Below are 12420 nucleotides of genomic sequence, written 5' to 3'. Positions count from 1 at the left end.
ATATATTTTTATATTCTCAATAAACAGTCCCCAAGTTAAGCCGGATCCGCGGCAGCCGTCAGCCTTCGCGGCCCGGACGGCTGCCGGTAACCAGGGCGGAGGGGACGAAAAGCCGCCTGTTCTCCGGCAGCGCCCCCGTGCGCCAGTAATCCAGCGCGGCCCGCATGCACAGGTAGCCCTGCCGGTAAGCGTCCTGCTCCACCAAAGCGGCAATGGTTCCATTTTCCAGGTAAGCAGCGTTTTTCTCCGGGTTTTCGTACCCCAGCACCGCCACGCTGGACAGGCGCCGCATCTTCTGCAGCGCCAGGCACACCTGCGGGACATCTCCCTGCGACACATACACCGTGCCGAACGCGCTGCCGAAGCGTTCACTGAGCGTACGCGCCAGCTGTGCCGCCGCCACGGTGGAAGCCAGCAGCCCCATGTCCACGCTGCCCAGCCAGCGGGCCTCCGGCACCAGGCTGCCTAACTCCCGGCGGAAGCTCTCGTCGCGCGTCCGGGCCATCGGCATATCCAGGCCGTGCACATGTACAATGCCGGGCCCCCGCCGGACCGCCCCGGCCCCCGCGCGCGCCAACCGCATGCCATCCTTATAATAATTTGCGCCTACATAGAACAGCTCCGGGAACGCCCCGGTTTCAACAAGGCTGACCACCGGCAGCTTTTCCGTCAACCCGCGCAGGCGCTCCTGGACGGAAAAAAACGGCGGCGGCACGACAATCAGCATATCGGGCCGCAGATCCTCCATATAGTCCATACAGTACAGCGCGTCTCGCTCACTGCTCAGGTCGGAAAAAAGGCTCAGAACCATCCCCACATCCCCGGCCTCCCGGTCCGCGGCCCGCACCCCTCTGATCACTTCTCCCCAGAAATATTTCGGCTTTGCGGGCATCACCACCCCGATGACCGCCTCCGCGCGGCGCAGGCGTTCCTTCCGGGCAGGCTCATATTGCAGCTTGCGGGCCGCCTCCAGCACTGCGTTTTTCACGCCCTGCTCCATAGACCCGCAATTATTCATCGCCTTGGACACCGTTGCCTTGGACACGTTCGCCAACCGGGATACGGCGTCGATTCCCCTTTCCTTCCGCTCTCTGTCCATCCTGCCCTCCACTCCGGCAACCGTTTCCACGCTGAAACCATGCCTTAATAAAGATGATTCTAACATATCAGCCATGGATGCGCCATCTTTTTCAAGGTGATTTTTGACAAAAATTATTTTTTATCTTTAGCGCACCTGCACATTACGGAAAACTGAACCGTGTGGGATAATACCGGTAATGTCGGGCGGCACGGCCCACGAGCCCCAGCTCTTGCTTTTTCCGGCGCGCCCGCTGCTTTCGTTTCCGAGAACGGGAGAGCCTTCTACAGAGGGGGTTTCCGTCTAAAACGCACTACTGAAGAAAAGAGGTTGACAAGATGTCAGAAAAAGTAAAAATTGGCGTATTTGGCGCGGCACGCGGCAAATGCATGATCGATGTTCTCGAATACCACCCCGAGGCGGACCTGGTCGCCGTGTGCGATAAATACCGCCCGCTGCTCGACGAAGTGGCGCAGTCCGCCGAGAAGGCCGGCATCGAGGTCGCGCTCTATGAAGACTTCGAGGACTTCTTCAAGCACGACATGGATGCGGTGGTTCTGGCGAACTACGCAACCCAGCACGCCCCCTACGCCATCCGCTTACTCAAATCCGGTCGCCATGTCCTCAGTGAGGTGCTGCCCTGCCAGACCATGGCCGAGGCCGTCGCGCTCATCGAGGCCGTCGAGGCGTCCGGCAAGGTCTACGCCTACGCCGAGAACTACTGCTACATGGACCAGACCTTCGAGATGTGGCGCCGCTATGAAAACGGCGATATCGGTGAGGTTGTCTATGCAGAGGGCGAATACATTCACGACTGCTCTGCCGGATGGCCTTCCATCACCTATGGCGAGCGCGACCACTGGCGCAACCGATTGTTCTGCACCTTTTACTGTACGCACAGCCTTGGGCCCATCCTTACCATCACCGGACAACGGCCGGTCCAGGTCGTCGGCTTTGAAAGCCGGATGAACCCGCAGTTCCTCAAGCTCGGCCACCCCAGCGGCCACACCACCGGTTTTATGACCGTCACCTTTGACAACGGCGCCATCGTTCGCAGCGCCAATGGGGGTCTCAAGCGGGAGCCCCCCAGCGTCAACTACCAAGTATATGGCGACAAGGGCATGATGGAAACCGAGCGCTTCGATACCACTATGCTGAACGTATATACGGAGGGCGACAAGCTCTGCCAGGGCAATCTGGAAAAATACGCCCCACAGAAGTTTGTCGAGGCCGAACTCGCCACCAACAGCGGCGCTTCCGGCCACAACGGCAGCGACTTCTACGCCACCCATTTCTTTATTCAGAAAATTCTCGGCCGTCCCGAGGGCATGAAATACAGCATCGACGTTTACCAGGCTGTCGACATGGGCATCTGCGGCATCCTCGCCTATCGCTCCATCCTGAACGGCAACGTACCGGTCCAAGTGCCGAACCTGCGCAACAAAGAGGAACGCGACGCCTGGCGCAACGACAACGCCTGTACGGATCCCGCCGTCGCCGGCGACCAGCTGCTGCCGCTTTCTGCCTATGGCGAGCAGGACCTTCCGGACGAAGTTTACGAGAACGTCCGCCAGCTCTGGCTCTCCGGCAAGAATGCAGAATAACGATTTTGACAAAAAAGCGCAGGGATCTTTAGCGCACCTGCACATTACGGAAAACTGAACCGTATGGGATAATATCGGTACTGTCGGGCAGTGCGCCCGGGACTTCATCCCTCATGTTGCCGCACGCACCCGCTGTTTCCGTTTTCCAAGGAGGAAGAACTTTTCGCTAAAACTCACTACCGAAGAAAAGAGGTTGACAAGATGTCAGAAAAAGTAAAAATCGGCGTGTTCGGCGCGGCGCGCGGCAAATGCATGATCGACGTTCTCGAATACCATCCCGAGGCGGACCTGGTCGCCGTGTGCGATAAATACCGCCCGCTGCTCGACGAGGTGGCGCAGTCCGCCGAAAAGGCCGGCATCGAGGTCGCGCTCTATGAAGACTTCGAGGACTTCTTCAAGCACGACATGGACGCGGTCATCCTGGCCAACTATGCCAATGAGCACGCTCCCTTTGCCATCCGCCTGCTCAACTCCGGCCGCCATGTGCTTAGCGAGGTGCTGCCCTGCCAGACTATGGCGGAGGCCGTCGCGCTCATCGAGGCCGTCGAGGCGTCCGGCAAGGTCTACGCCTATGCCGAAAACTACTGCTATATGGACCAGACCTTCGAGATGTGGCGGCGCTATGAAAACGGCGATATCGGCGAGGTTACTTATGCGGAGGGCGAGTACATCCACGACTGCTCCTCCATCTGGCCCTCCATCACCTACGGCGAGCGCGACCATTGGCGCAACCGGGAGTTCTGCACCTTCTACTGCACCCACAGCATCGGGCCCATGCTCACCATTACCGGACGGCGGCCGGTCCAGGTCGTCGGCTTTGAGGGCCGGATGAATCCGCAGTTCCTCAAGCTCGGCCATCATGGCGGCCATGCTGCCGGCTTTATTATGATCACCTTTGACAACGGCGCCATCGCCCGCAGCATCAACGGCGGCCTGAAGCGGGAGCCCGGCAGCATCAACTACCAGGTCTACGGCGACAAGGGCATGATGGAAACCGAGCGCTTCGACCCCTCTCTGCTGAATGTCTACATAGAGGGCGGCAAGCTCTGCCAGGGCAACCTGGAAAAATACGCCCCGCAGAAGTTTGTCGAGGCCGAGCTCGCCGCCAACAGCGGCGCTTCCGGCCATAACGGCAGCGACTTCTACGCCACCCATTTCTTTATTCAGAAAATCCTCGGCCGCCCCGAGGGCATGAAATACAGCATCGACGTTTACCAGGCCGTCGACATGGGCATCTGTGGCATCCTCGCCTACCGCTCTATCCTAAACGGGAACGCACCGGTCCAAGTGCCGAACCTGCGCAACAAAGAGGAGCGCGACGCCTGGCGCAACGACAACGCCTGTACGGACCCAGCCGTCGCCGGCGACCAGCTGCTGCCCATCTCCATCTACGGCGAGCAGAACATCCCGGACGAGGTTTACGAGAACGTCCGTCAGCTCTGGCTCTCCGGCAAAAACGCGGAATAAGCGCGGCCACCGGCTTTCCCAAGGCTGTGCGCCCGTTCGCCCCAGCCAAACCGTGCAGAGCCTTGCGGCTTCCGCACGGTTTTTCTTTGCCCGGCTCCACAGGCTGTCCGCAGACAGTCTGCAGACAGTTACAGCCCGCGCCAAAAATTTTATCCCCGGCCGCGGCAAGCGCGTTCCCCCTTTCTATGAATTTGAAGGATGAATCCGGGTTCTGCCCGTTTACACCCGCCGTCCGGTGTGATAAACTGAAAACATAGATTGAAAATGAGGGAGGAACTCGCGATGAAGACCATCACCCTGGACGGTTCCTGGCGCGGCAAAGGGATTTCACCGGAAGGGAACGCCATCGCCTTTGCAGGCACGGTTCCCGGCTGTGTCCACACCGACCTGCTGCGGAAGGGCAAAATTCCCGACCCCTTTTACCGTTATAACGCGGATGAATGCCAGTGGATTGAAGGCTGGAGCTGGACCTATGAACGCGAATTTGAGCTGGATGAGCTCAGCGAGGACGCCTACCTGTGCTTTGATGGGCTCGACGTCTACTGCGACATCTTTTTGAACGGGCACCGCATCGGGCAGGCGGACGATATGCACATCCCGCATCGCTTTCCGCTCCGCCACGCCGTACTGGGCATAAACACCCTCTGCGTGGCCTTCCGCTCGCCCACCGCCATGACGAGGGGCCTGCCCGCGCGCCCGGGCGCGTTTACCACCGAGCGCCTCTATACCCGCCGCATTCAGTGCACCTATTACTGGGACTGGGTCAACCGTTTTGTCACCTGCGGCATCTGCGGCTCCTGCCGGGTCTGCCTGCCCGGGAAGGCTCAGCTTGACAGCGTCTACCTGTATACGAAAAATGTGGATGAATATTCCGCGCAGATCGGCCTTGAGCTTGCGTTTGAGCTCCATGGCTCCGGCGCCTATGCCCGTTACGCCATTACGGACCCGGCAGGCAGGCTTCTCTATCAAAAAATCCGCCGGATCGTCGAGCCCACCATCGAGGAAACCGTAGATATTCCGCACCCGCAGCTCTGGTACCCCAACGGCTACGGCAGCCAGCCGCTGTACCGGGTGTCCGTCTCGGTTTATGAGGACGAGACGCTGCGCCGTGAGCTCGACAGCCGGACGCTGCACCTCGGCATCCGCACCGTCAAAATTCTACAGCTGCCCGACCCGCCCGGGTCAGAAGCCTACGAAAAATGCCTGAAGCTGAAAAAAGCGCCGCACGTTTCCGGTGAAAACGCTTCCTGGGACCGCAATGAGGAATTTTCCGGCTTCATCGTCCTGGTCAACGGCGTCCGCATTTTCTGCAAAGGCGCCAACTGGGTGCCCTGCGAGCCCTTCCCCTCCGCGGAAACAGCGGAGAAAATCACCGCGTTGCTCACCCTGGCTGCCAGGGGCCACGCAAACATGGTCCGTGTCTGGGGCGGCGGCATCTTCGAGCAGGACAGCTTCTATGATGCCTGCGACCGTCTCGGCCTGCTGGTGACCCAGGACTTTCTCATGGCCTGCGGCGACTACCCGGAGGACGACGCGGCATTTCTGGAGCACCTGCGCCTGGAGGCGGAGCACGCCGCCAAACGGCTGCGCTCCCACGCCTGCCTGGCATGGTGGAGCGGCGACAACGAAAACGCTATGGCCGCCGATGAAAATATGCAGGATTATACCGGGCGCAAGTCCGCGCTGGCCGCCATCGGGCCCGTGCTGCGCATGCTGGACCCCCACCGCGCGTTCCTGCCCTCAAGCCCATACGGCGGGACGCCTTATGGCTCCATCACCCGCGGAACCACGCACAACACCAATTACATCGGCGATTGGTTCGGGTACATTCGCTTTCACGACCTGTTGGATTACCGGGAGTACTTCGACTATTTTCTGGCCCGCTTCTGTGCGGAGGAGCCGGTGATGGGCGCGCCGCAGATCGCCTCCCTGCGCCGTTTCATGACGGAAGAGGACATTTTTGGGGAGGATGACGCCATCTGGCGCTACCACACCAAAAACAACCCCGCGGAGGCCTTCCGGGAATTTGAAATTTTTGATTACCTGCGCGCAATCGCCGCCAAGCTCTTCGGCACGCCCAAAAGCGGCCTTGACAAGGTATTTAAAATGCAATATGTCCAGTATGAATGGGTACGCCTTACCATGGAGCTGTTCCGCCGCAGCAAGTGGTTCTCCTCCGGGCTGATTTATTGGATGCTCAACGACTGCTGGCCGGCCTCCGGCTGGGCGCTCATCGACTACTATGGCACGCCCAAGGCGGGCTATTACGGCTTCAAGCGCGCCTCAAAGCCCCTGATTGCCGCTATTGACCGCAGCGCCGGCCTTTACCGGGCGTTCGCCTGCAGCGACAGCCCCCACCCTGCCGAAGGGCGGGCATGCCTCCTGCTGTACGACCTGCAGCAGGAAAAAACACTTTGGGAGCGCCGCGCAAACTTCGCCGTGGAAGCCAACTGTTCCAGCCCGGTTATCGAGGTTCCCGCCGCTGAAATCGACAGCCTGGGCTCGGACAGCACCCTGCTGCTCTGCACGCTTGAGACGGCAGAGGGGACCGACCGCACCTTCTTCTTCCCCGCACGCCCTCAAGACGTGCGCTTTCCCGCCACCCAGGTGCGCTGCCTTGAGCGCGGCGAGGACTACATCACCGTTCAGGCAGAGCATTACGCACACGCGGTTTCCCTGGACGGCGATTATGTATTTGCGGATAATTTCTTCAGCCTGATGCCCGGCGAGGCCCGCACCATCCGCTTTGAGGAATCCTTCGCCCATCAGAGCGGCCGCATCGACATTCACTGGCTTGGGGAGCTGTGACCCCCGCCGGGCACGCAGCACGCTGTCCCCCGTACCTTCCCCGCTGGCAACGGGCCGCGTTCTGCTGGCCGCCTGCACCGCGGAAGCGAGGGCAGCCCGGCGGCAGGCGCATGCGAAAAAGCGCAGCGGGGCGCCAACCCTTTTCAGATGGGACACGGAAAAATTCCCCTTTAACACACCCTTCGGGCGCAAAAACTGTTCTAACCAGGAGGTACAACGTAATGAAAGAAATCACATTGAAAGAGCTTCAAACGGCTATTGCAGCCATTGACCATAAAAACCATGCGGCAGATCAATATTTTTATAAGCTGGCGGAAGAAGTCGGGGAACTTGCCAAGGCCATCAGAAAAGGCCGGCGTTTGGAAAGCTGCGGCGGTATAAAAGGCACCGTTGAAGAGGAATTATATGATGTTCTCTATTACACCGTATGTCTTGCCAATATACTCGAAATTGATTTAACAGCATGCGCTGCTTTAAAGGAAAAGCTGAATGCTGAAAAGTATGGAAGAAAGTGTATTTTTGATGTGTAGCTGCAATAGCGCCAAAGGCGGGCGCGCCCAAAGCCGCAAAGAAAAAAGGACGGCGTTCCGCCGTCCTTTTCCCTGAGCGCCGTTTACGCCGCTTACTTTGTAAACATGCTCTCCATGTTGCCAATCACGTCGCCCGCGGCATGCATGGCCTTGTTGACGCTCTTTTTCAAGTGCTTGTTGTCCTTCATCATTTTGCTGCCCACGGCGGCTACGGCGATGCCCGCCACAGCGCCCGCGGTAATACCTTTAATGAAGTTGGTTGTGGACTTATACATCTGGCAAAACCTCCAAACTTTTAAAAATAATCGAATCCCCTGGATGGAACATAGTTCCGACATTAGCTTTCCCTCCTGACGGCGCAATATCTCAGCAATTTTTTGGGAATACTGAATTTTGAACGAACAAAGGATGATCAACATGGCTGAACTCAACATCGTCATGGTAGAGCCCGAAATTCCGCAGAACACGGGCAACGTCGCCCGCACCTGCGCGGCAACGGGCGCGCGGCTCCACCTGGTGGGCCCGATGGGCTTTCGCATCGACGATAAAAAATTGAAACGCGCGGGGCTGGATTACTGGCATCTTTTAGATATTACCTTCTATGATAGCCTTTCCGATTTTTTCGCGCGAAATACCGGTAATTTTTTCTATTTTTCAACCAAGGCACGCCAAACGCATACCCAGGCGCAATATCCGGACGGCTGTTACCTGGTGTTCGGAAAGGAGACGGCGGGCCTGCCGGAGGAGCTGCTGCGCGCCAACCGGGAGCACTGCGTGCGCATTCCCATGCGCAACCACCCGGATGCCCGCAGCCTCAACCTTTCCAACTCCGTCGCGGTCGGCGTGTACGAGGTGCTGCGCCAGTGGGATTACCCCGGCATGCTGCGCCAGGGCGAGCTGCACCGCCTATCCTGGTAAGCCCGGCGGTAAAAATGAATGAAAGACGGCGTTTTGGGGCAATAGACATCTGTAGGATTTTTAACAAATTCATCAAACCCGCTTGAAAACGCCCGCTCATCCATGTATAATAGATGCGGTTAAAATTGGAAGTACTGATATAGGAAATATAAAAGGAGTGCTGTACATGAACTACCTGAACAAAAAGACTGTCGAGGATATCGACGTCGCCGGCAAAAGAGTTCTGGTCCGCTGTGACTTCAACGTACCGTTTGACGGGGAAGGCAATATCAGCGACCCCAAGCGGATTAACGAGGCCCTGAAGACCATCAAATACCTGATTGACCATAAGGCCAAGGTCATCCTGTGCTCCCACCTGGGCCGCCCGAAGGGTGAGTTCAACATGAAATACTCCCTGGCGCCCGTCGCCAAATACCTCTCCGGCGCGCTGGGCCAGGAGGTCAAAATGGCAGCCGACGTCGTCGGTGAGAGCGCAAAGGGCATTGCCGCTTCCCTGAAGGACGGCGAAGTGGAGCTGATTGAAAACGTCCGCTTCCACAAGGAAGAGGAAAAGAACGACCCGGCCTTTGCCAAGGAGCTGGCTTCCCTGGCAGACATCTACGTAAACGATGCGTTCGGCACAGCACACCGCGCCCACGCTTCTACCGCCGGCGTCGCGGATTACCTGCCGGCCGTCTGCGGCTACCTCATTCAAAAGGAAATCTCCGTCATGGGCGGCGCGCTCTCCGACCCGAAGCGCCCGTTTGTCGCCATTCTCGGCGGCGCAAAGGTCTCCGACAAAATCGGCGTCATCACCAATTTGCTCGACAAGGTCGACACCCTCATCATCGGCGGCGGCATGGCGTACACCTTTATGAACGCGCTTGGCTATTCCATCGGCACCTCCATCTGTGAAAACGACAAGGTGGAGCTGGCGAAGGACACCATGGCCAAAGCGAAGGAAAAGGGCGTCAAGTTCCTGATTCCGGTCGATAATGTGGTCGGCACCGAGTATAAACCCGACACCGAGTATAAAACGGTTGACTCCGACACCATTCCCGACGGCTGGATGGGCCTGGACATCGGCCCGAAGTCCAGGGAACTGTTTGCCGGCGCCATCAAGGGCGCGGGCACCGTGGTGTGGAACGGCCCGATGGGCGTTTCTGAATGGGAGAACTTTGCCGCCGGCACCATTGCCGTGGCCAAGGCTGTTGCCGAAAGCGGCGCCATTTCCATTATCGGCGGCGGCGACTCCGCCGCTGCGGTTGAAAAGCTCGGCTTTGCCGACAAGATGACGCACATCTCCACGGGCGGCGGCGCTTCCCTGGAGTTTCTCGAGGGCCTTGAGCTGCCGGGCATTGCCTGCTTGAACGAGAAAGAATAAAAGGCTGTTTTCCACCGGAAAGGGGCGGGGGTCCGGCCCCCTCCCTTTTCGTGTTTTAGCGGCCGCCATTTCAATATGCCATGATTGACTCATGAGAAAGAAAGGAAACCGAAACCATGAACAAAGCTCTGAGAAAAGCTGTTATTGCGGGAAACTGGAAGATGAACAAGACGCCCTGCGAGGCCAGGGAACTGCTGGAGGCCATTAAGCCCCTGGTGCAGAACGCGAAATGCGACGTTGTTGCATGCGTGCCGTTTGTAGACCTGCAAACCGCCCTGGACGCCACCGCGGGCAGCAACATCGGCATCGGCGCCGAAAATTGCCATTGGGAGGCCTCCGGCGCCTATACCGGCGAGATCTCCGCGCCCATGCTCAAGGCCATGAGCGTGCCCTATGTCATTATTGGCCACAGCGAGCGCCGCACCTACTTTGGCGAGACGGACGTAACCGTCAACAAGCGTGTGCGCGCCGCGCTGGATAACGGCCTGACCGTCATCCTTTGCGTGGGCGAATACCTTGAGCAGCGCGAGCAGGGCATCACCGGCGAGGTTGTCGCCCTGCAAACAAAAATTGCCCTACAGGGTGTTTCGGCAGACGAGCTCAAGCGTGTCATCATCGCCTATGAGCCGGTCTGGGCCATCGGCACCGGCAAGACCGCAACCGCCGAGCAGGCCAACGAGGTCTGCGCCCTGATCCGTTCGACGGTCGCCGGCCTCTATAGCTGGGCTGCCGCCAACGCGCTCACCATCCAATACGGCGGCTCCATGAACGCTCAGAACGCTGCCGAGCTGCTGGACCAGCCGGATGTGGACGGCGGCCTGATCGGCGGCGCTTCCCTGAAGCCCGCCGACTTTGCCGAAATTGTAAAAGCCGCCTCCCGTTAACGCAGCCTGCCGGCCCTTTCGGGCCTGATGGCGGACCGTTTTACAGCCAGTTGATGCCGTTTGATCCGCCGCACGTGAAATTGATACGCGCGGCGGATTTCTGTTTTAATGTTCCGGCCTTCTTGAGGCCGTTGAAAACGGCTTTCCTGTGAGGAAGCACGATTTGTTGCCCGGCACGGTTTACCGTCCGCCCGGCGAGAAGGAGATTAATTATGGCAAAAAAACCGTTAATTTTAATGATTCTGGACGGCTTTGGCATCGCCCCGAAAGAGGGCAACGCCATTGCCGCGGCAAATAAGCCGAACCTGGACCGCCTGTTCCAAAACTACCCGCTTACTAAAATCGGCGCCTCCGGCATGGATGTGGGCCTTCCCGACGGCCAGATGGGCAACAGCGAGGTCGGCCACACCAACATCGGCGCGGGCCGCATCGTCTACCAGGAGCTGACCCGTATTACCAAGGCCGCCAAGGACGGCGAGCTCGCCAAAAACGAGGCGCTGCTCAACGCTGTAAACAATGCCAAGAAAAACGGCGCCGCGCTGCATTTCATCGGCCTGCTGTCCGACGGCGGTGTGCACAGCCACATCACGCACCTCTATGCCCTGCTTGAGATGGCCAAGGCGCGGGCCTGGAGAAGGTCTATGTCCACGCACTGCTGGACGGCCGCGACGTACCGCCCTCTTCCGGCAAGGACTTTGTTGCCGGATGCGAGGCCAAGATGAGCGAAACCGGCGTGGGCAAAATTGCCACGGTGATGGGCCGTTACTATGCCATGGACCGCGACAACCGCTGGGAGCGTGTGGAAAAGGCTTACGCCGCCATGGTATACGGCGAGGGTGTCCAGGCCGCCAGCGCTGTTCAAGCTGTGGCAGATTCCTACGCTGCCGGGGTCACCGACGAATTTGTTGTACCCACTGTAGTGGACAAGAGCGGCATGATTGGCGCCAACGACTCGGTGGTGTTCTTCAACTTCCGTCCCGACCGCGCGCGGGAGATCACCCGTACCTTCGTGGACCCGGATTTCACCGGCTTTGAGCGCAAGAAGGGCTTTTTCCCGCTGACCTATGTGTGCATGACCCAGTATGATGCCACCATGCCCAACGTGCAGGTGGCCTTCAAGCCGCAGTCGCTGGCTAACACCTTCGGCGAGTATATTTCCGAGCACGGCCTGACTCAGCTGCGGATTGCGGAAACAGAAAAATATGCTCACGTAACCTTCTTTTTCAACGGCGGTGTTGAAAAGCAGTACCCCGACGAGGACCGGATCCTCGTTAAATCTCCCAAGGTCGCGACCTATGACCTCCAGCCCGAGATGAGCGCCTACGAGGTCACCGACAAGCTGCTTGCCGCCATTGCGGAGGATCGTTACGACGTGATTATCCTCAATTACGCCAACTGCGACATGGTCGGCCACACCGGCATCTTTGACGCGGCAAAGGCCGCCGTTGAAGCCGTTGACAAGTGTGTGGGACGGGTCACGGACGCTATTCTGGCCAAGGGCGGCGTCGCCCTGATTACAGCGGACCACGGCAACGCGGACCACATGTTTGACGAGGACGGATCCCCGTTTACGGCCCACACCACCAACCCTGTTCCGTTCTGCGTGGTGGGCTATCCCTGCAAGCTGCGGGAGGGCGGCCGCCTGGCGGACATCGCCCCGACCATGCTCAAGATTCTCGGCCTGCCCCAGCCGCAGGAAATGGACGGCCGGAGCATTATTGAATAAATAGGCAGCCCGGCAAATGGACGGTATGAAGCCCTAAAAAAC

At 58.8% G+C, this 12420-nt stretch carries 9 protein-coding genes and 1 pseudogene; 8 read left to right on the top strand and 2 right to left on the bottom strand.

The genetic code is table 11. The annotated features are described in order from the left end of the window. Window positions 1–58: 58 nt before the first annotated feature. Window positions 59–1099, bottom strand: a complete 1041-nt coding sequence (locus DPQ25_RS05385) for a substrate-binding domain-containing protein (protein WP_177576858.1) — start codon at window positions 1097–1099, stop codon at window positions 59–61. A 317-nt stretch (window positions 1100–1416) separates the two neighbouring features. Here DPQ25_RS05385 and DPQ25_RS05380 point away from each other — a divergent pair, with 317 nt between their 5' ends. The 4 genes from DPQ25_RS05380 to DPQ25_RS05365 all read left to right on the top strand — a co-directional run bounded on the left by DPQ25_RS05380 (window position 1417) and on the right by DPQ25_RS05365 (window position 7487). Beyond that, window positions 1417–2682 carry a Gfo/Idh/MocA family protein gene (locus tag DPQ25_RS05380; RefSeq protein ID WP_112332159.1) on the top strand — a complete coding sequence of 422 codons (1266 nt, stop codon included), beginning with the start codon at window positions 1417–1419 and terminating at the stop codon, window positions 2680–2682. A 201-nt stretch (window positions 2683–2883) separates the two neighbouring features. Further along, window positions 2884–4149, top strand: a complete 1266-nt coding sequence (locus tag DPQ25_RS05375) for a Gfo/Idh/MocA family protein (protein ID WP_112332158.1) — start codon at window positions 2884–2886, stop codon at window positions 4147–4149. Between the two features lie 282 nt (window positions 4150–4431). Continuing rightward, complete coding sequence (locus tag DPQ25_RS05370) at window positions 4432–6957, top strand: glycoside hydrolase family 2 protein (protein ID WP_177576857.1); 2526 nt, start codon at window positions 4432–4434, stop codon at window positions 6955–6957. 221 nt (window positions 6958–7178) lie between these two features. Next, entirely contained in the window at window positions 7179–7487 is a 309-nt protein-coding gene (locus DPQ25_RS05365) for a MazG nucleotide pyrophosphohydrolase domain-containing protein (RefSeq protein WP_112332156.1), read from the top strand. A gap of 92 nt (window positions 7488–7579) precedes the next feature. Here the strand turns inward: DPQ25_RS05365 and DPQ25_RS05360 are convergent, their stop codons facing one another. Continuing rightward, window positions 7580–7825: a hypothetical protein gene (locus tag DPQ25_RS05360; RefSeq protein WP_242978237.1), complete on the bottom strand. Its 246-nt coding sequence runs from the start codon at window positions 7823–7825 to the stop codon at window positions 7580–7582. A gap of 79 nt (window positions 7826–7904) precedes the next feature. Between DPQ25_RS05360 and DPQ25_RS05355 the strand changes: the two genes are divergently transcribed. From DPQ25_RS05355 to gpmI, 4 genes and pseudogenes are all read left to right on the top strand, one after another. Further along, the gene (locus DPQ25_RS05355; protein WP_112332154.1) at window positions 7905–8405 is read left to right on the top strand and encodes a tRNA (cytidine(34)-2'-O)-methyltransferase; all 501 of its coding nucleotides are present in this window, start codon (window positions 7905–7907) and stop codon (window positions 8403–8405) included. Between the two features lie 166 nt (window positions 8406–8571). Further along, window positions 8572–9768 carry a phosphoglycerate kinase gene (locus tag DPQ25_RS05350; RefSeq protein ID WP_112332153.1) on the top strand — a complete coding sequence of 399 codons (1197 nt, stop codon included), beginning with the start codon at window positions 8572–8574 and terminating at the stop codon, window positions 9766–9768. A 116-nt stretch (window positions 9769–9884) separates the two neighbouring features. Next, a complete protein-coding gene (gene tpiA / locus DPQ25_RS05345; protein ID WP_112332152.1) occupies window positions 9885–10652 on the top strand; it encodes a triose-phosphate isomerase in 768 nt (255 codons plus the stop codon). Between the two features lie 212 nt (window positions 10653–10864). Continuing rightward, a pseudogene (gpmI, locus tag DPQ25_RS05340) lies at window positions 10865–12378 on the top strand (2,3-bisphosphoglycerate-independent phosphoglycerate mutase). Window positions 12379–12420: the final 42 nt, after the last annotated feature.

The organism is Hydrogeniiclostridium mannosilyticum (assembly GCF_003268275.1).
Lineage (GTDB): Bacteria > Bacillota > Clostridia > Oscillospirales > Acutalibacteraceae > Hydrogeniiclostridium > Hydrogeniiclostridium mannosilyticum.
This window is presented reverse-complemented; position numbering and strand designations above follow the sequence as displayed.

What these genes read in the sequence shown, in the direction of transcription:
- DPQ25_RS05355 (WP_112332154.1), top strand. Translation starts at nt 7,905, where the DNA reads ATGGCTGAACTCAACATCGTCATGGTAGAGCCCGAAATTCCGCAGAAC.
- DPQ25_RS05365 (WP_112332156.1), top strand. Translation starts at nt 7,179, where the DNA reads ATGAAAGAAATCACATTGAAAGAGCTTCAAACGGCTATTGCAGCCATT.
- DPQ25_RS05375 (WP_112332158.1), top strand. Translation starts at nt 2,884, where the DNA reads ATGTCAGAAAAAGTAAAAATCGGCGTGTTCGGCGCGGCGCGCGGCAAA.
- DPQ25_RS05380 (WP_112332159.1), top strand. Translation starts at nt 1,417, where the DNA reads ATGTCAGAAAAAGTAAAAATTGGCGTATTTGGCGCGGCACGCGGCAAA.
- tpiA (WP_112332152.1), top strand. Translation starts at nt 9,885, where the DNA reads ATGAACAAAGCTCTGAGAAAAGCTGTTATTGCGGGAAACTGGAAGATG.
- DPQ25_RS05370 (WP_177576857.1), top strand. Translation starts at nt 4,432, where the DNA reads ATGAAGACCATCACCCTGGACGGTTCCTGGCGCGGCAAAGGGATTTCA.
- DPQ25_RS05385 (WP_177576858.1), bottom strand. Translation starts at nt 1,099, where the DNA reads ATGGACAGAGAGCGGAAGGAAAGGGGAATCGACGCCGTATCCCGGTTG.
- DPQ25_RS05350 (WP_112332153.1), top strand. Translation starts at nt 8,572, where the DNA reads ATGAACTACCTGAACAAAAAGACTGTCGAGGATATCGACGTCGCCGGC.
- DPQ25_RS05360 (WP_242978237.1), bottom strand. Translation starts at nt 7,825, where the DNA reads ATGTCGGAACTATGTTCCATCCAGGGGATTCGATTATTTTTAAAAGTT.